The sequence below is a fragment of the Hymenobacter sedentarius genome, assembly GCF_001507645.1.
Lineage (GTDB): Bacteria > Bacteroidota > Bacteroidia > Cytophagales > Hymenobacteraceae > Hymenobacter > Hymenobacter sedentarius.
The window spans coordinates 3,198,041-3,217,464 of the sequence record NZ_CP013909.1 but is presented as its reverse complement, the minus strand read 5'-3'; the positions used below and the strand labels follow the sequence as shown (position 1 = coordinate 3,217,464).

At 59.5% G+C, this 19,424-nt stretch carries 9 protein-coding genes; 5 read left to right on the top strand and 4 right to left on the bottom strand.

Annotated elements, in window-relative coordinates; translation table 11 throughout:
• Positions 1 to 39: 39 nt before the first annotated feature.
• Positions 40 to 4,500 carry a methyl-accepting chemotaxis protein gene (locus AUC43_RS13185; protein WP_233254007.1) on the bottom strand — a complete coding sequence of 1,487 codons (4,461 nt, stop codon included), beginning with the start codon at positions 4,498 to 4,500 and terminating at the stop codon, positions 40 to 42.
• 278 nt (positions 4,501 to 4,778) lie between these two features.
• On the opposite strand from AUC43_RS13185, the gene topA reads away from it, so the two are divergent.
• The 5 genes from topA (at position 4,779) to AUC43_RS13160 (ending at position 14,199) form a co-directional block, all read left to right on the top strand.
• On the top strand, positions 4,779 to 7,265 hold the full coding sequence (gene topA / locus AUC43_RS13180; protein ID WP_068194375.1) for a type I DNA topoisomerase: 2,487 nt from the start codon (positions 4,779 to 4,781) through the stop codon (positions 7,263 to 7,265).
• Between the two features lie 154 nt (positions 7,266 to 7,419).
• Positions 7,420 to 8,253, top strand: coding sequence for a formyltetrahydrofolate deformylase (gene purU, locus AUC43_RS13175; protein WP_068194373.1), 834 nt, complete (start codon positions 7,420 to 7,422; stop codon positions 8,251 to 8,253).
• A gap of 221 nt (positions 8,254 to 8,474) precedes the next feature.
• Positions 8,475 to 9,161, top strand: coding sequence for an SIR2 family NAD-dependent protein deacylase (locus AUC43_RS13170; protein WP_068194370.1), 687 nt, complete (start codon positions 8,475 to 8,477; stop codon positions 9,159 to 9,161).
• 117 nt (positions 9,162 to 9,278) lie between these two features.
• A complete protein-coding gene (locus tag AUC43_RS13165) occupies positions 9,279 to 13,001 on the top strand; it encodes a hypothetical protein (RefSeq protein ID WP_068194367.1) in 3,723 nt (1,240 codons plus the stop codon).
• Positions 13,002 to 13,200: 199 nt separating this feature from the next.
• Entirely contained in the window at positions 13,201 to 14,199 is a 999-nt protein-coding gene (locus tag AUC43_RS13160; RefSeq protein ID WP_082685086.1) for a Ppx/GppA phosphatase family protein, read from the top strand.
• Between the two features lie 196 nt (positions 14,200 to 14,395).
• Here the strand turns inward: AUC43_RS13160 and ppk1 are convergent, their stop codons facing one another.
• From ppk1 to gyrB, 3 genes are all read right to left on the bottom strand, one after another.
• Positions 14,396 to 16,756, bottom strand: coding sequence for a polyphosphate kinase 1 (ppk1, locus tag AUC43_RS13155; RefSeq protein WP_082685085.1), 2,361 nt, complete (start codon positions 16,754 to 16,756; stop codon positions 14,396 to 14,398).
• Positions 16,757 to 16,810: 54 nt separating this feature from the next.
• On the bottom strand, positions 16,811 to 17,191 hold the full coding sequence (locus AUC43_RS13150) for a RidA family protein (RefSeq protein ID WP_068194364.1): 381 nt from the start codon (positions 17,189 to 17,191) through the stop codon (positions 16,811 to 16,813).
• A 231-nt stretch (positions 17,192 to 17,422) separates the two neighbouring features.
• Positions 17,423 to 19,417 (bottom strand): DNA topoisomerase (ATP-hydrolyzing) subunit B, encoded by a 1,995-nt coding sequence (gene gyrB / locus AUC43_RS13145; protein WP_068194360.1) that lies wholly within the window; start codon positions 19,415 to 19,417, stop codon positions 17,423 to 17,425.
• Positions 19,418 to 19,424: the final 7 nt, after the last annotated feature.

The window sequence follows — 19,424 nt, the reverse complement described above, 5'->3', positions numbered from 1 at the left end:
TGCTTGCGACTACCAAATACCACTACCAGTTACCAAAAATTACTTGGCTTTGGCTTTTGATTTGGGGGCTGCGTCCTTCACGGCCTGGCCGTTGCGGGGGCTCTTGCCATTCTTCGCCTGTTCGGGCTGGGCCGCCGGCTTTGCAGGCGCCGGCCGTGAGGCTTGAGCTGCAGGCTTGGGCGCCCCATTGCCGTTAATTTCTACCTCCGCGCGATTCGAACGTACCCGCCGCTCCGTTTTAGGAGCTGCCGGAGCAGCTGCTGGAGCAAACATTTCGGCCCGGCCATTGCGGCGTACCATGCCGTTGCGGCGGCCATTTTCGGAAAGTTCCGGAGCTGCTTCGGGCCGGCTTTGGGCCCGGCGGTTGGCGCCGCCGTTGCCGTTCTGCGGAGCAGGAGCGTACGAATCCCGGGCCCGGTACATATCCCGAACGCTTGGACCGCGGCGCAGCGGCACCGGCTCGGGCTCCGGCTCGTACGAGCTGAGTTGGAAGGTTTCGAGGCCGGCCTGGAGGTCGTCGGCAATGTCGGTGAGGCGCTGCGAGCTGGTGGTCAGCTCCTGCATGGCCGTCGACAACTGCTTGGCCGTGCCGGCCACTTGCTGCGTGCCCGTGGCCGTTTGCTCGGCAATGGCTACCACTTCCTCCACGTACTTCACTACGTCGCCAATCGACGTTTTCTGTACCTCGGTAGCCGTGAGAATGTCGCGCGAGGTGCGGAGCGTTTCGCCGCTGCTGGTCGCAATGTTCTTAAATGCCGAGCTGGCTTCGAACGTAGCGTTCTTGCCTTTGAGTACTCGGTTTTCCATGGTCGAAATAGCGGTTGCGGCTGAGGTGGTGTCCTTGCGAACGTCCTCTACCAGCGTGGCAATTTCGTTGGCCGACTTGCGGGAGCCTTCGGCCAGCTTCCGGATTTCCTCGGCTACTACCGCGAAACCACGGCCGGCTTCCCCGGCGCGGGCTGCTTCGATGGCCGCGTTCAGTGCCAGCAGGTTGGTTTGCGAGGCGATGTCGGTAATCACACCCAGCGACTTGCTGATCTCACCCGACCGGGTGCTAAGTACTTCGATGGTGCGGGACGTTTGCGAAGCGGCACTGGATATTTCTTCCATGTTTTTCACCACTTCCGCCACCGTTTTCAGACCGAGCTGCGAGGTCTGCTCACCCAGGATAGCCGATTTGTTTACCACGTCGGCCTTGTTGGCGGTTTCCTTCGTGGCCTGCATGATTTCTTCAATCAGCTTAAAGGCCTGGTCGGTTTTCAAAGCCTGGTTCTGAGCGCCTTCAGCCATCTGCTGCATGGCCAAGGCCACATCGACGGTTACGCGGCTCATCTCCTGGCCTTTGCCGGCCATTTCTTCCGAAGAAGTACCCACAATCTGCGACGAGTCGTTGATTTCGCCGAGCAACTCGTTCAGGTTCTCCACGGCGAGGTTAAGGGCGTTCGACATGGCCAGGATGTCGCCCGTGGTAGGCACTTCCACGCGCTGGGTCAGGTCGCCTTCCGAGATGGCGCGTACCACGCGGCTCACTTCCAGTACCGGCGAGGCAATGGATTCGAGCAGGGCGTTGAGCGTGTCCACCAGTTCTTTCCAGGAACCCGACACACCGCCTACCGTGGCGCGTTCGGTTAGCTTGCCTTCCACACCGGCCACTTTCGCCACGCGGCTTACTTCGACGGCGAGGCGGTTAAGGTCGTCCACCATTCGGTTGATGGTGTCGGCCAGCTCGGCTACTTCGCCTTTGGCTTGCAGCGTCAGTTTCTGGGTCAAGTCACCCTTCGATACCGCGGTCACTACCTTCACAATGCCCCGCACCTGCGTGGTGAGGTTGGAGGCCATGTAGTTTACGTTGTCGGTCAGTTCCTTCCACACGCCAGCCACGCTGGGCACGGAGGCCTGACCGCCCAGCTTGCCCTCGGTGCCTACCTCTTGCGCCACGCGGGTTACCTCGCCGGCGAAGATGTTCAGGGAGTCCACCATTCGGTTCAAGTTGTCTTTCAGGTCGAGCAACTCACCGTTGACGTTTACCGATACTTTCTGGCTCAAGTCGCCGCGCGATACGGCGGTAGCTACGTTGGCAATGTCCCGTACCTGCGAGGTCAGGTTGCTAGCCATTGTGTTTACGTTGTCGGTGAGGTCCTTCCAGGTGCCGCGCACGTTGGGCACTTTGGCCTGGCCGCCCAGCTTGCCCTCGGTACCCACTTCGCGGGCCACGCGGGTTACTTCGTCACCGAAGGTGTTCAGGGAGTCCACCATTTCGTTGAGGTTTTCCTTCAACTGCAGCAGCTCACCGCGCACATTTACCGTGATTTTCTGGCTCAAGTCGCCTTTGGCTACGGCAGTTGCCACGTTGGCAATGTCGCGCATTTGCGAGGTCAAGTTCGAGGCCATCGTATTCACGTTGTCCGTCAAATCCTTCCAGGTGCCGCTTACGCGGGGTACGTTGGCCTGGCCGCCCAGGATACCTTCGGTGCCCACCTCACGCGCCACGCGGGTTACCTCGCCGGCGAAGATGTTCAGGGAGTCCACCATCTGGTTCAGGTTGTCCTTTAGGTCGAGCAGCTCACCTTTTACGTCTACCGTAATCTTCTGCGAAAGGTCACCTTTCGATACGGCGGTAGCTACATTGGCAATGTCTCGCACCTGAGAAGTCAGGTTGCTAGCCATTGTGTTTACGTTGTCGGTCAGCTCCTTCCAGGTTCCACCTACGCGGGGCACTACGGCCTGGCCGCCCAGTTTACCTTCGGTACCTACTTCGCGGGCCACGCGGGTTACTTCGTCACCGAAGATGTTGAGCGAGTCCACCATCTGATTAAGGATGTTCTTCAGCTCCAGGATTTCGCCCTTCACGTTCACCGTCATCTTCTGGCTCAAGTCGCCGCGGGCTACGGCGGTAGCCACGTTGGCAATGTCTCGTACCTGCGAGGTAAGAGCCGCGGCCATGTCGTTTACGTTGTCGGTCAAGGCTTTCCACACACCGGCCACGTTCGGCACGCTAGCCTGGCCACCCAGCTTCCCTTCCGTTCCTACTTCCTGTGCCACGCGGGTTACCTCGCCAGCAAACAGGTTAAGGGACGCCACCATCTGGTTCAAGTTCTGCTTGAGCTGCAGGAATTCACCTTTTACGTCGACGGTTACCGTCTGCGTCAAGTCGCCTTTGGCTACCGCGGTTGCCACGTTGGCAATGTCTCGTACCTGGCTCGTCAAGTTCGAAGCCATGTAGTTTACGTTGTCGGTCAAGTCCTTCCACACACCAGCGACGCTGGGCACGGAGGCCTGGCCACCCAGGCGGCCTTCGGTGCCTACTTCCTGCGCCACGCGGGTTACTTCGCCGGCAAACAGGTTCAGCGAGTCCACCATCTGGTTCAGGTTCTGCTTCAGCTGGAGCAGCTCGCCTTTTACATCGACGGTTACTTTCTGGCTCAAGTCACCTTTTGCTACCGCGGTGGCCACGTTGGCAATGTCCCGCACCTGAGAAGTCAGGTTGCTCGCCATGTTGTTTACATTGTCGGTCAGGTCCTTCCAAACGCCGGCCACGTTCGGTACCGAGGCCTGGCCGCCGAGTTTACCCTCCGTACCCACTTCCTGCGCCACACGGGTTACCTCGCCGGCAAACAGGTTCAGCGAGTCCACCATCTGGTTGAGGTTTTGCTTGAGCTGCAGGAATTCGCCTTTTACATCAACCGTTACCTTTTGGGTCAAGTCGCCCTTGGCTACGGCCGTTGCTACGTTGGCAATGTCTCGTACCTGACTGGTCAGGTTCGAGGCCATGTTGTTTACGTTGTCGGTCAGGTCTTTCCAGATGCCGCCTACGTTGGGTACGCTGGCTTGGCCGCCGAGCTTTCCTTCGGTACCTACTTCTTGGGCCACGCGGGTTACCTCGCCGGCGAAGATGTTCAGGTTGTCGATGGTTTTGTTGATGGTTTCGGCCATCAGTTTGAAGTCGCCCGATACCGGAATCTGGAAGCTTTCGTCCAGGTTGCCGCGGCTGATGTTCTTCAGTACCTTGCCTACCTCCAATACCGGCACGGCGATGCTGTCCACCAGGCCGTTGATGTTGTTAATCATGTCGCGCCAGAAACCCGCGGCGCCGTCGGCCGAGGCCCGCGCCTTCAGGTTTCCTTCTACCCCGGCCACCTTCGAGATGCGCGATACCTCGCCGCCTACCCCGCCTATCATCTCCACCATCGAGTTGTAGGCTTCGGCGATTTCGGCAAAGATGTCGTCGTTCTGCTTGGTCAGGCGCACCGACACGTCGCCTTTTTTGAAGGCGTCGAGGGCGTAGAGCACCCGGTTGAGCTGGTCGTTTACGTAGCCCGGGTCTTGGGTATCTACCGAACCCCGCGAGCCGCCTTTCTTGCGGGTCAGGTCGTTGTTGGTCCGCACAACGTCCAGGGCCGATACGGCACCGGTATCCGGCGTGTTACCGGCAATCTCATCCGTAGCAGCGGTCGTCGGGGTGCGGCGAGGCGTAGTTTGCGGATTCTTGGGGGAAGCCATATTATATAGGTAACAAGCGGATGGAACGAGGACAAAAAGGGGAAGGCGAAGTACGGGGGTTATCCGCGAATAAGCAAAGATACGCTGGTTTACCAAGCCAATGAACTCAGCCGTACAGAAGCCCTGTTAACCTGGCCTGTCGGGGCCGGATTCCGGCCGGGTGCGGCGCCGCTGGGAAATATCCGGCATCTTTGCGGCCAATTTTAACATTTCCCCACGGCTGGCCGTTTCACTTCCCACCGCCTTCAATTGCCTGCCGTTTCCCCTTACGTGCCCACATGGTCAAGAATTTAGTTATCGTCGAATCGCCGGCCAAGGCCAAAACCATTGAAGGCTATCTGGGCCAGGATTTCGTGGTGCGCTCCAGCTACGGGCACGTCCGCGACCTGCCTAAAGACAATAATGCCATTGATATAGCCAATGGTTTTAAGCCTACTTACGTGGTATCGGCCGACAAACGGGAGCTAATTGCCCAGCTAAAAAAACTTTCCAAGGAGGCCGAAATGGTTTGGTTGGCGAGTGACGATGACCGCGAAGGCGAAGCCATCAGCTGGCACCTGGCCGAAACCCTGAACTTGCCGATTGCGAAGACCAAGCGCATTGTCTTCCGCGAAATCACCAAAAACGCCATTCTGGGCGCCATCGCCAACCCGCGCGAAGTTGACCAGAACCTGGTGAATGCCCAGCAGGCCCGCCGCGTGCTCGACCGGCTGGTGGGCTTTGAGCTGAGCCCCGTGCTCTGGAAAAAAGTAAAGCCGGGCCTTTCGGCCGGTCGGGTACAGTCGGTAGCTGTGCGCCTTGTAGTGGAGCGGGAGCGCGAAGTTTCCCATTTCCTGTCGGCCAGCGCCTACCGCATTGTGGCCCGCTTCGATGCCGGCCGCGGCGCAGTACTCGAAGCCGAGCTGCCGACCCGCTATAAGGTGCGGGAAGAAGCCGAGGCCTTCCTGCAGCGTTGCCTGGGCGCTACCTATCAGATTGAGAGCCTCGACAAGAAGCCCGGCAAGCGCAGCCCGGCCGCGCCGTTCACCACGTCTACGCTGCAGCAGGAGGCCTCGCGCAAGCTGGGCTTCTCGGTGGCCCAGACCATGAGCGTGGCCCAAAAGCTCTACGAAGCTGGTAAAATCAGCTACATGCGGACGGACTCGGTGAACCTCTCGGGCGAGGCCTTGGCGGGCGCGCAGGCGGCCATTACGGCGGCTTACGGCGCGGAATACCACCACACCCGCACGTTCAAAACCAAGTCAGCTTCGGCCCAGGAGGCGCACGAAGCCATCCGGCCCACCGATTTTGGCGCCGTGAAAGCGGGTTCTGATGCGTCGGAGCAGCGCTTGTACGACCTGATTCGCAAGCGGGCCATGGCCTCGCAAATGGCGGAAGCCGTGATTGAGCGTACCACGGCGGTTATTGGCATCAGCACGCAGCCGGGCGTCACGTTCACGGCCACCGGCGAGGTCATCACCTTCGAGGGCTTCCTGAAAGTGTATGCCGAGAGCAAGGACGACGATGACGAGGAAGAAGCGAAAGACGGAGAATCGAGCTTTTCGCGCGGTTTGCCGCCCTTGAGCATTGGGCAGAACCTGCCGTTGCAGCGCCTGAGTGCTACCGAGCGGTTTTCGGCGCCCCCGGCGCGCTACACCGAAGCCTCGCTGGTGAAGAAGCTGGAAGAAATGGGCATTGGCCGGCCTTCCACCTACGCCCCTACCATCAGCACCGTGCAGAAGCGGGGCTACGTGGAAAAGGACACCCGCGAAGGCAAGGAGCGCGCCTTCCACGTGCTCACTCTGGAAGGCAACGGGGTGAACACCGAAATCAAAACCGAGAACTACGGCGCCGAAAAAGCCAAGCTGTTTCCCACTGATACGGCCATGGTGGTCAATGACTTCCTGGTGGAGCACTTTCCCGTGATTGTGGACTACCAGTTCACAGCCAAGGTGGAAGATGAATTTGACCAGATTGCCAACGGCCACGAAAACTGGACGCAGATGCTGACCGGCTTCTACGGCAAGTTTCACGCAACCATCGAGGCCGGCCAGGATATTGAGCGCAGCACCCTGGGCAGCACCCGCGAAATCGGCGTGCACCCCGAAACGGGCGAGAAAATCACGGCCCGACTGGGCCGCTACGGTCCCTACGTGGCGCTGGGCGACACCACCGACCCCGAGGTGAAACCCGCCTACGCCAACCTGCGCAAGGGCCAGTTCATTGAAAGCATTACTTTGGATGAGGCGCTGGACCTGTTCAAACTGCCGCGCGTGGTGGGCGAGTTTGAGGGCAAGGACATGACGGCCAACCTGGGCCGCTTTGGCCCTTACATCCGCCACGACAGCAAGTTCTATTCCCTCACCAAGGAGCAGGACCCGCACACCATCACGGCCGAGGAAGGCGTGGCACTGATTGAAAACAAGCGCAAAACCGACGCCGAGCGCCTCATCAAGTCGTTCCCCGAAAACCCTGACATTCAGGTGCTGAATGGCCGGTTTGGGCCCTACATCGTGGCGGGCAAGAAGAACGTGAAGATTCCCAAAGGCGAAGAGCCGACGGAACTCACGCTGGCGCGTTGCCAGGAGCTGGCCGACGCCACCCCCGACAAGCCCGCCAAAGGCGGACGCTTTGGCAAAAAGGCTGCCCCTGCCGCCAAGGAGGAGAAAGCCGATACGCCCGCTAAGAAAAAACCAGCCGCCAAAAAGCCCGCGGCAAAGAAGAAGCCAGCTGCAAAAGCCGCTGCCAAGCCGGCCGCCAAAAAAGCCCCGGCAAAAGCAAAATAGTTGCGGAATTGAGCTGTTTTTAGCTCAATTAAATTCCTCAAAAGCCCGCCTCGTTGCGGGCTTTTGTTTGCCCCTTGGTCAGCTTATTTATCCTCCAACTACATTTAGGACTTAGCCTCACTCAGATTCTAATCCAGCGTTCCTCTACTATCCTATGGCGCATTTATTACTTATCAATTGCCCCGACGAACCTGGGCTGGTGTACAAAATCACGGGGGTGCTGTTTGGCCACCAATTAAATATTATCCGCAACGGGGAGTTTGTGGAGCGGCACGACAACCACTTTTTCATGCGCACGGAATTTGCCGGCGCCGTAGAGCCCGCGACGCTTCTGGCTGAGCTAGAGGCGGTGCTTCCAGCGGCAGCCCACATTCGCCTTACCAACAACCACAGAAAGGACATTGTGCTGATGGCCACCAAGGAGCATCACTGCCTGAGTGAGCTCTTGGTGCGCCACGCATTCGGCGAGATGAATGCCCGGGTGCTGGCCGTGGTGAGCAACTACGAGGTGCTGGGCGACCTGACCCGCCGGTTTGATATTCCGTTTCACTACATCACGCACGAAGGCAAGAGCCGCGAGGCGCACGAGGCCGAGGTCCTGGCCGTGCTCACGCAATACCAGCCCGAGTTTGTGGTGCTGGCCAAGTACATGCGCATTCTTTCGTCGGACTTCGTGGCCCACTACTCCAACCGACTGATAAACATCCACCACTCCTTTCTGCCGGCCTTTGTGGGTGCCAGCCCTTACGCGCAGGCCTACGAGCGGGGCGTAAAAATCATCGGCGCCACCGCGCATTTCGTGAACGAGCAGCTGGACCAGGGCCCTATTATTTCCCAAAGCGTCATCCCCATCGACCACACCCAGAGTGCCCGCGAGATGGCTCAGGCCGGCCGCGATGTGGAGAAAATCGTGCTGGCCCGCTCGCTCAAGCTGGTCTTTGATGAGCAGGTGTTTGTGCACCGCAACAAAACGGTGATTTTCGACTGAGCCAGGTTCCGGCAAATTGAGCTGAAATGCCACGATGCTGAAGTTATGCAGGCCGCTTAAGCGAATTAAGCGCCGTATTTGGACAATGGCAATTATGCCGTCCAGCCTACTACTCCGGTGATAATCGGGCACCGAGCCGGCCGATTCTCGGTTAAAAGAAAATATTGAAGGCATCGTTTGCCCGCTGAAAACCACCCTCCCACCCTATAGTCTACTCCGCAGTGAAACACCTTGTCGTTCTTACCGGTGCCGGCGTATCCGCCGAGTCAGGTATTCGCACCTTCCGCGACTCCAATGGCCTGTGGGAAAGCCACCGGGTGGAAGACGTGGCCTCGCCCGAAGGCTTTGCCCGCAATCCCGAGCTGGTGCTTGATTTCTACAACCAGCGCCGCGCCCAGGCCCGCAGCGTGGAGCCCAACGCCGCCCACTTTGCCCTGGCCGGCTTTGAGGAGGAACCGGGCTGGCGCGTCACCATCATCACCCAAAACGTCGACGACCTCCACGAGCGCGCCGGTTCCACCGAGGTCATTCACTTGCACGGCATGCTGAATAAGATGCGCTCGGTGAAAGACGAGTCCGTGGTGTACGACTGCCCCGGCGACATTCACCTCGGCGACCTGGCCCCAGATGGCGGGCAGCTGCGGCCCCACATCGTGTGGTTTGGCGAAATGGTGCCCCTGATAGAAGACGCGGCCGCAGCCACCGGCACCGCCGATGCCCTGCTTGTGGTGGGCACGTCGCTGCAAGTGTACCCGGCGGCCGGGCTGCTGCATTATGCCCCCGTGGGCTGCCCGGTCTACGTCATCGACCCGCACCAGCCCGCGGCCGGCCGGCGGGGCATTCAGTACGTGGCCGAGCCCGCGACCTCGGGAGTACCCAAAATTTTGCGGGAGCTGGCCTCGGTATAAAATAGGCTTGGGCGGGCATGCATACGGGCAATGGGGGCGGCAGTTCAGCGGAGCTTGGCGCAACTACGCCCTTACTTTTTGGTTGAAGAGCCGTAAGAGAGCCTATATACTGCTTTTATGCGTCGCATCTACTCACTTTTACTGGCAGCCTCGCTGCTGCTGGCAGTCACTGCTAACGCCCAGGTTTCCGCCCCCGCTCACACCGTATTTCTGCTGGGCAATACCGCTCAGGCCGCTTTGCCCACCGAACGCCTTAAGCGGCTGCGCCAAACCCTGGAGCAGCAGACGGGCCCATTTACGGTGGTGCACCTCGGCGATATTGTGGGCAACACGGGGCTGGCCGCCAAAGGCGATACAGCGCTGGCGGAGACCGAGCGCAGCCGCGCCGATGCCTTGATTGGGCTGGTAAAAGGCCTGCCGCAGGGCAAAATTTATTTCCTGCCCGGCGATAAGGATTGGGCCAACTCCGGCCCCACGGGCCTCAAGGCCGTACGCCGCCTGGAGAAATACATTGAGAAGCAGCTCCCAGGCCAAAACGCTTTCATTCCGACCAATGGCTGCCCGGGCCCCGAGGTGGTGGACGTGGCCCCGCTGGTGCGGCTGGTGGCGCTCAACACGCCCTGGTTCACGCACCCCTACGACCGGCCCGAAGCGCCCGACACCGATTGCAAAACCCTGACCAAAGAGGAATTTCGGGAGCAGCTCCAGGACATCATCGACGAGACCAAGAACAAAAACGTGCTGCTGGTGGGCCACCACCCCGTCCTCAGCAACGGGGTGTACGGCGGCCGGCAACCCCTCGCGCGGCACCTGATCCCGCCGGTGCTGGGCACCATCTACGCTGCCTACCGCCAGAACGTGGGCAGCCCCCGCGACCTGGCCAACCCACGCTACCAGGAGCTGAGCAAGGAGCTATTGAATACCCTGCAAAGCAACCCCGGCCTGGTGTATGCCGCCGCCCACGACTACAGCCTGCAGCTCACGCCGTTCCAGGGTAACTACCATATCGTGAGCGGCAGCTTTGTGGAGAGCCAGCACGTTGGGACCAATGGCGAGTCGCTTTATAACGAAAGTAAAGAAGGCTACACCACCCTCGAATATTTTGCCGACGGCACCGTCACCACGCACTTCCACACCTTTGGCGAGGGCAGCCAGCCGGCCCAGGACGCTTACACCGGCACGCTGTTCCGTTCGGCCTGCGCCGATGGGGCGGCTGCCAAAGCCCCGGTGAACCCGTTTATTCCGCAATGCCCCGGCACTGCCAAAACGGTAGAAGAGAGCAAACCCGATGCCCCGTTTCAGGCCACCACTACGGTAGTGCCCGGCCCGGAGTACAAGGCTGGGCCTGCCAAGCGCTTTCTCCTCGGCGACCTTTACCGCACTTCCTGGCTGCAGCCTGTGGCCGTGCCCACGCTGGACCTGGCCACCGAAAAAGGCGGCTTGCATCCGTTTGGCAAGGGCGGCGGCCGGCAGACGACTTCCCTCAAGCTCATTGCCAACGACAGTTCGGAGTACGTGTTCCGGTCGGTGGACAAGGACGTTACGCGAATCCTGCCCCCGGAACTGCGCAACTCCATTGCGTCCGACGTGTTGCGCGACATCACGGCCACGGCCAACCCCTATTCCAACCTGCCCATCGGCTACCTGCTCGACCAGACGGATATACTGCACGCTCGGCCCCGCCTGTTTCGCCTGCCCGACAACCAGCAGCTGGGCCCCTACCGGGAGCAATACGCCGACCTGCTGGGCACCCTGGAGGACAGCCCCAAGGACCCCAAAGGCAACTTGGCCGGGTTTGGCAACTCTGATGAGGTGACCCGCAGCTTTAGTCTCTTTCGCAAGCTCTTCAAAGACCACGACAACCGGGTAGACGCCCCCGGTCTGGCCCGGGCCCGGGCCTTCGACATGCTGGTGGCCGACTTCGGCAAACACGAAGACAACTGGAAGTGGGCCGGCTACAAGCAGCCCGGTGGCGGCATCCTCTACCGCCCCATTCCGCGCGACCGCGACCAGTCCTTTACCCTGTGGAATGGCCTGCTCACGTACATCGCCAACCGGGAGTGGGCCGTGCCCAGCATCGAGGATTTTCAGGACGAGTTTCACGACCTCAAAAGTCTCAACTGGCCCGCGCGGCACCTCGACCGGTTTCTGCTCCAGGGCCTGAGCCGGGGGCAGTGGCAGGAGGCAGGCAAGTACCTCCAGGCCAAGTTAGCGCCCGCCGTTATCGACGAGGCAACGGCAAAACTACCCACTGAAATTCAGGACTTATCCGGCAAAGACATCAACCGCAAGTTGAAGTCCAGAATCCAGACATTGCCTAAAGCGCTGGATGATTATTACCTCTTGCTAGCCAAGCGGGTGGACGTAGTGGGCAGCAACAAAAGCGAGGTGTTTCAGGTCAACCGTATGTCCGATGGGCAAGTGCGGGTGCAGATGTTTGACAAGGCCAAAGAGAGCGAAGCATCCAATGGTCCGGCTCTGTTCGACCGTACCTTCAAGCCCAACGAAACCGACGAAGTGTGCCTGTACGGCCTCGACGGGAAAGACATATTCACGGTAACCGGCGACGGCGGCAGCCACAGCATTTTGGTGCGCGTAATCGGCGGCGATGGCAAAGACCGCATTACCGACGACTCGCGCGCGGCCGGCCTGCGCACCCTCACCAAGGTGTACGACGTGCCCGACACCGACCTGCACCTAGGCCCCGAATCCGACAACCACACCAGCTCCCGCGTGGGCGTGAATGCCTACAACCGGGAGCAGTTTGAGTACAATAGCTACCGCCCGAGCATCTCGCTTTTCTACAACGCCAACGACGGCTTCGGGGCCGGCGCGGGCGTCACGTTCCTGCGCCAGGGCTTCCGCAAGCCCGGCTACAAGAACATGTACCAGTTCAATGTGCAAGGCAGTTCCAATGGCCTGTTTCAGGTTACGGCCAGCACCCGCCACCGCTACGCCATTGGCAAAGTGGATGTGGGCGCCGAGGTGCGCTACGGCAACTACTTTCCCTTTTACCGCTTCTTCGGCCTGGGCAACAACACTGCCTTCAGCCAGGACCAGTACGACAACAAGTTCTACAACGCCCGCTACCGCGGCTACACCCTCAATGCCTTCCTAGAGCGCACGTTCTTCCAGCGCAGCATCCTCCGCGTGGGCCCCACCTACGAAGACTACACCAGCAGCTTTGCCGGCAACAGCTACCTGGGCACCACTAATTTGGAGTTATCCAGTGGTGCGCGGGCAAATACCAGCCCCCAGCAGCTATTGGGCTTAAACGCCGTGCTTGATCTGGACCTGCGCAACCGCCCCAGCTTTGCCCAGCGCGGGGCCCGCATCCGGTTGCAGCACGACTCCTACCGCCAGCTCAACGGCGCAAAAAACAACTTTGGCCTAACCCAGGCCTTCGCCGAATACTACGGCACGGCCAAAATCGGCGTTCCCATCACACTGGTGCTAAAAGGCGGCGGCGCCAAAAATTACGGCCCCGATTCCAGCATTCCCTTTTACAAATTCGCCAGCCTGGGCCAAACCGAAAACCTGCGGGGCTACTACCGCAACCGCTTCAGCGGCGACGCCAGCCTGTACTACAACACCGAGCTGCGCTTCGCCCTGGGCCAAGTCAAGACCAATTTCCTGCCCTTCTATTACGGCGTATTTGGCTTCTACGACCAGGGCCGGGTGTACTTCCAAGGTTCTTCTGCCGATGGCTGGCACAGCGGCTACGGCGCGGGCTTCTATATAGCCCCAGTAGTGGAAACGCTAGCCCTCTCGGTGTCCTATCAAAAGTCGGCTGAAAGCACGCTTATCCAGTTCGGCCTGGGTTTCCGCATTGATAAATAGGAAACTTGAGCTGAAAACCAGTGCTCCGCTGCAGCAATAGTTGCTTTGAAATCAAACTTTGAGCGGACTTTTGCCGCTGAGCAAAGCCCACTCACCGCCTGGGGCGTCGCTGGTGTGGCCGAGGGCAGGACCAAAAGAGCTTGCAAGGCTCAGGCAATTAAAGCGTAGCCCGCAGCTATTGTACCGTAATTTCGTGCTTATGAACTATCCTCTTCGCAAACTTGCCGCCATTGACATAGGGTCCAACGCCGTACGGTGCCAGATTTCCGCGGTGCTTTACTACGAAGGACGCTACCGGCTCAAGCGCGTGGAGTACGTGCGCTTCCCAATGCGGCTGGGCGAAGACGTATTTGCCTCCGGCCGGATTTCACCGGCCAAGGAAGAGAAATTTGTCAAGTTTCTGCACTCCCTGAAGCTGCTGATGGAGGTGCACGAAGTCTGCCACTACCTGGTATGCGCCACCTCGGCCATGCGTTCGGCCAGCAATGGCGCGGCCATCAAGGCCCGCGTGCAGCAGGAGCTGGGCATGGAAATCAAGGTGATTGACGGCCAGGACGAAGCCTTTTTCATCAACCGCGTCATCGAACACCTGCTGGAAGACAACAAGCACTACCTGCACATCGACGTAGGTGGCGGCAGCACCGAATTCAATATTTACCACGACCGCCGCAAGGTTGCGGCCCAGTCGTTCGAAATCGGCTCAATCCGGCGGATGCAGCAGGAAGAAAGCGGCGACGCCAATACCGACGCCCAAACCGACCTCTGGGCCCGCATGGAGGCCTGGGTACGCGAGCAGTCGCGCAAGCACCACGTCACCCGCGCCATCGGCACGGGCGGCAACATCAACAAAATCTACAGTCTTTCGCCTGCCGCGCCCAACCGGCCCATCACCAAGCGCAGCATCGACACCATCCTCACGCGCCTCTCCGGCCTGAGCATGGAGCAGCGCGTGAACGTGGCCATGCTTAACCCCGACCGGGCCGATGTAATTGTGCCCGCCGGCCATATCTACCTGTCCGCCATGGAGTGGGCGGGTATCAACAGCATGCTCGTGCCCGACATTGGGCTGAAAGATGGCATGCTCCAATCCCTGTTCGAAGACTTCTTCGATGAGCTCAACCCGCATCCTGAAACCGGCCATCCCGCCCACCTCCCCGTGCCAGATATGCAGAACCAGCACGCCGAGCAACTAGAGTAATTGAGCAGCGGGACCTCACCCCCGGCCCCTCTCCATAAGAGAGGGGAGCCTGATGGTAACCAAATGAAAAGTCCCAGCTCAAGATTGAGGTGGGACTTTTGGTTTTCAGGAATTGAGCTAACGCTTGAGCCGCCATGACTCCCCTCTCTTTTGGAGAGGGGCCGGGGGTGAGGTGCCCACGCCAGGGCCAGCCACTTTAACTCGGAACGACCAACTCCCCTACGCCTTCCTCATCTATATGACCTACGGGCGTAGCGTCGTCTTCGCACACCTCAACCTCAACTTCTTCCCCTTCGCCGAAGGTATCATCTCCCGCTGCTTCGCTTGCTTCGAGAGCAGCTTGGGCAGCGGCTTCTTCAGCCACTCCAAGGGCCACGGCGGCGTCAACACGGCGTTGGGCCTGCACGTCGAGCAGGGCCAGCAAGCCTTCGGGCGAGGCGGTAGCCAGCTGGGCTTCGTCGCGTTTAAAGAAGTCTTTGTGCACGTTTACTACCGGCTCGCCGGGCGCGGGGTGCTGGCGGATATAGGCACCATCCTCGCGCATCACGTAGCTATTTTGGTTGTCCATCATATTCATCATCAGAATATTAATGGCTTCTCTTTTAAGCTGCGGATTAACAATCAAAAACAGGGCTTCGATGCGCCGGTCGAAGGAACGCACCATGATATCGGCCGAGCCGGCGTACACCCGGGCCTCGCCGCCGTGGTGGAAATAGAACAGCCGGGTGTGCTCCAGGTACTCTCCTACTATGCTGCGCACCTCGATGTTGTCGCTCAGCCCTGGGCGGCCCGGGCGCAGGCAGCAGATGCCACGCACGATAAACCGGATGGGCACGCCGGCTTTCGCGGCCTTGTAAAACTCGTCGATGATTTCCTTATCCTCGAGCGAATTCATCTTCATCACGATGCCGCTGGGCAGGCCTTTTTTCGCTTGCTTCACTTCCTCCCGAATCAGGTGGATGAGCTGCTGGCGCATGTCCTTTGGCGCCGTGATGAGGTACTCGTAGTCGTCGGGCTGCGAGTGGCCGGTGATGACGTTGAAGAACTCCGACACGTCGTGGCCATACACGTCGTTGGTCGTGAGCAGGCTCACGTCGGTGTAGAGCCGCGAAGTCTGCTCGTTGTAGTTGCCCGAGCCGATGTGCACGTAGCGCGTCACCTTCTCCCCTTCCTTGCGGATAATCATGAGCAGCTTGGTGTGCGTCTTGTACTTGCTCACCCCGTAAATCACGAAGCAGCCGGCCTTCTCTAGCCGGGCCCCTTCGCGGATGTTCTTCTCCTCATCAAACCGCGCCTTCACCTCAAACAGCACCGAAACGTGCTTGCCATTCTCGGCAGCCTTGAGCAGCGCCGCCGATACCCGCGAGTCGTCGGCCAGCCGGTAGATGGTTTGCTTGATGCCCAGCACGTGCGGGTCCACGGCGGCCTGCTCCAGCAGCCGCACCATGGGCTCGATGCTGTTGTAGGGATGGTGCAGCAGCACGTCGTGCGTCTTGAGGTACTCGAACATGTTCTCCTCGGCCCCTTCGGGCAAACTCAGCGGGGCCACCGGCGAGGGCAGCTTGGCGGTTTTGCCCCGGAAGTTGGGGTGGCGCACTATCTGCCACAGGCCTTTGAGGTCAATCAGGGAGTTGATAACGAAGACGTTGCCGTTGTCGATGTTCCACCGCTCGCGCAGCACGTTCATCAGCACCGGCGAGGCGTTGGGCTCCACTTCTACGCGCACCACGCGGCCGCGCTTCCGGGTTTTTAGCCCAACCTGGATTTCCTTGATGAAGTCGTTGTCGATGTCGTCGGATTCTTCGAGGGTGAAGTCGCCGTTGCGGGTGATGCGGAACAGGTTGGCCGCCACAATTTCCACGTTGCGAAACAGGCGGGGCAGAAACTCGCGCACCACTTCCTCAATGGGCACGAAAATGACCTTGTCTTTGCGGTTGAGCTCAAAGAACCGGGTTAGGTTCTGCGGAATCTGCACGAAGGTGAGCCGCTCCTGCCCTTTCTCGGCTTCGCCGTCCAGCCCCACGGCCAGGCCGTTGCCGATGCGCGTCACCACGCCAAAGATGAGCATCTGGTTCATCATCAGCGGGAAGCCGTGGTAGGCGTCGTACACCATGGGCGTAAGCAGCGGAAACACGGTGTTCTTGAAAAAGCCATCCACCTTCTTCACCTCCAGCTCGGTCAGGTCCGCCATTTTGAGGATGTTGAAGCCGTTCTTTTCGAAGTTGGGCTTCAACTCGTTCAGGTAGGTCAGGCTCTGGTCGTTCACGAAGCGGTGCGCGAAATCGAGCAGCTTACGCCGAAACGGCAGCTCCCGCAGGCCCGAGTAGTCAATCCGCTCCTTGCCGTAGTCGAGGTAGTTGTACAGCGACCCGACCCGAATCATAAAAAACTCGTCCAGGTTCGAGCTCGTGATGGCCAGAAACTTGAGCTTGTCGAACAAGGCGCGGTTAGGGTCCTGCACCTGGTCGAGCACGCGGTAGTTAAAGCGCAGCCAGCTCAAGTCGCGGCTGATGTACTTGCTTTTACGAATAAGGTCGGCAGATTTGAAGAGCTTCATGGTGGCGGGGAAAGTCAGGGCAAAATACGGGGAAATGGCCCTGTTCAGGCTATTTTAAGTGGAAATAATGGCCGTGGCTTCTATTTCAACCAGCAACCGCGGGTCAATCAGCGCCTTAACTTCAACCATGGACGTTGCGGGGCGGATATGCCCAAATACCTCCCCGTGAGCCCGCCCCACTTCCTCCCAGCGGGAGATATCGGTAACGAACATGCGCGTGCGGACTACATCTTCAAACGATGCACCGGCCTCGGTTAGTGCCATTCCTATCTTCTCCAATACGCGCTTGGCCTGCGCATAAGCATCCGAGCCCGTCACGGTCTGGCCATCCTGAGCCGTGGTGCCCGCCACCTCCACCACGTTGCCCACGCGCACGGCTCGCGAGTAGCCCACAATGGCTTCCCAGGGTGCGCCGGAAGAAATCAGTTGTCGCATAAGGTTTATAAAGTTGATTAGCACGAATCCATACTGTCAAGAGAACGTCATGCTGAGCGGAGCCGAAGCATCTCGCTCGCATCGTTGAACCGAAGCTCAGCGCAGCTAATGATTGATTAGTGACAGCACGCGAGATGCTTCGGCTGCGCTCAGCATGACGTTTCTCTGCATAATGTTTTGTTGAAAAAGAAAAGGCCCGCTTTGCAGCGGGCCTTTTCAATGACGTGGTGCTTACACGTCAAGTTTCGCGTACTTGGCGTTCCGTTCGATGAAGTCGCGGCGGGGCGCTACTTCGTCGCCCATCAGCATCGAGAACAGGTGGTCGGCTTCGGCGGCCGATTCTACCGTTACTTGCTTCAGGGTGCGGGTCATGGGCTGCATAGTGGTGGTCCAGAGCTGCTCGGCGTTCATTTCGCCAAGACCTTTGTAGCGCTGCACGTTCACCGTTTCGGGCTTGCCGCGGCCAAGGTCTTCCTGGGCTTGGCTGCGCTCCTCCTCGGTCCAGCAGTAGCGCTCTTCCTTGCCACGCTTCACGAGGTAGAGCGGCGGCAGCGCGATGTAGATAATGCCCCGGTCCACCAGCTCGCGCATGTAGCGGAAGAAGAAGGTCAGAATCAGAGTCCGGATGTGCGAGCCGTCGATGTCGGCGTCGGTCATGATGATGACCTTGTGGTAGCGCAGCTTGCTGAAGTTGAGCGGGCCCGACTCGGTGCCGTCGTCCTCCGTAGTAAAGGCCAAGGACTTGCGCTCGTTGAAGCTCACGCCCAACGCGGTAATCATGTTCTTGATTTCCTCGTTTTCCAGGATGCGGTGCTCCTGGGCTTTCTCCACGTTCAGGATTTTACCGCGCAGCGGCAGAATGGCCTGAAACGCCCGGTTGCGGCCCTGCTTGGCAGTGCCACCAGCCGAGTCACCTTCGACAAGGTACAGTTCGCAGATTTCGGGGTCCGACTCCGAGCAGTCGGCCAGCTTGCCCGGCAGGCTGTTGCTCGATAGCACGCCCTTGCGCTGCACCATGTCCTTGGCCTTACGGGCGGCGATGCGGGCCTTGGCGGCCAGAATTACCTTCTCCATAATGCGGTTGGCCTGGTTCGGGTTCTCGTCCAGGTATTGGGTCAGAATCTCGCCTACCACCGAGTTCACCGCGCCGCTCACTTCGGAGTTGCCGAGCTTGGTTTTCGTCTGGCCCTCAAACTGGGGCTCCATCACCTTCACCGAGATAACGGCCGTGAGGCCTTCGCGGAAGTCATCACCAGTGATTTCCACCTTGGCTTTTTCGAACAGCTTGTTCTTGTCGCCGTAGGTCTTGAGCACCCGCGTCACCGCCGAGCGGAAGCCCGCCACGTGCGTGCCACCCTCAATGGTGTTGATGTTATTAACGTAGGAATAGACGTTTTCCTGGTACGAGGTATTGTACTGCAGGGCCACTTCTACCGGCGTGCCGCCCTTCTCGCTCTCCACGTAGATGGGCTCCGAGAGCAGCGAAGGCCGCTGCTCGCCGTCGAGGTACTGCACGAAGTCGCGCAGGCCACCGGTCGAAAAGAACTCTTCGCCGCGAAACTCACCACCTTCCAGCTTCTCGCGGCGGTCGGTGAGGGTAATGCGAATGCCTTTGTTCAGATAAGACAGGTCGCGCAGGCGCGACGCCACGGTGTCGTAGCGGTATTCGGTTTCGGTGAAGATGCTGGCATCGGGCAAGAACTGCACTTCCGTGCCGTGCTCCTCGGTGTCGCCTACTTCCTTCACGGGGTACTGCGGGAAGCCAATTTTGTACTCCTGCTCGTACATGTGGCCGTTGCGGCGCACGGTCACTTTCAGGTCGGTGCTCAGCGCGTTCACGCAGCTCACGCCCACGCCGTGCAGGCCCCCGGACACTTTGTAGGAGCCCTTGTCGAACTTGCCCCCGGCGTGCAGCACGGTCAGCACCACTTCCAGAGCTGACTTGCCTTCTTTGGCGTGCCAGTCTACCGGAATGCCGCGGCCGTTGTCGCGGACGGTGATGGAGTTGTTTTCGTTGATGGTAACGTTAATCAGGTCGCAGTGCCCGGCGAGGGCTTCGTCAATTGAGTTGTCGACTACCTCCCACACCAGGTGGTGCAGGCCTTTCATGCCGGTGTCGCCGATGTACATGCTGGGCCGCTTGCGCACGGCCTCCAACCCTTCCAGTACTTGAATGCTGTCGGCGGAATAGTCCGACTGTGCCATTTTCTCTTTCGTTTCGCTCATGTGGGCG

Excerpts from the sequence above, each read along its gene's own strand:
- AUC43_RS13185 (WP_233254007.1), bottom strand. The coding sequence starts at position 4,500 with ATGGCTTCCCCCAAGAATCCGCAAACTACGCCTCGCCGCACCCCGACG.
- topA (WP_068194375.1), top strand. The coding sequence starts at position 4,779 with ATGGTCAAGAATTTAGTTATCGTCGAATCGCCGGCCAAGGCCAAAACC.
- purU (WP_068194373.1), top strand. The coding sequence starts at position 7,420 with ATGGCGCATTTATTACTTATCAATTGCCCCGACGAACCTGGGCTGGTG.
- AUC43_RS13165 (WP_068194367.1), top strand. The coding sequence starts at position 9,279 with ATGCGTCGCATCTACTCACTTTTACTGGCAGCCTCGCTGCTGCTGGCA.
- AUC43_RS13160 (WP_082685086.1), top strand. The coding sequence starts at position 13,201 with ATGAACTATCCTCTTCGCAAACTTGCCGCCATTGACATAGGGTCCAAC.
- ppk1 (WP_082685085.1), bottom strand. The coding sequence starts at position 16,756 with ATGAAGCTCTTCAAATCTGCCGACCTTATTCGTAAAAGCAAGTACATC.
- AUC43_RS13150 (WP_068194364.1), bottom strand. The coding sequence starts at position 17,191 with ATGCGACAACTGATTTCTTCCGGCGCACCCTGGGAAGCCATTGTGGGC.
- gyrB (WP_068194360.1), bottom strand. The coding sequence starts at position 19,417 with ATGAGCGAAACGAAAGAGAAAATGGCACAGTCGGACTATTCCGCCGAC.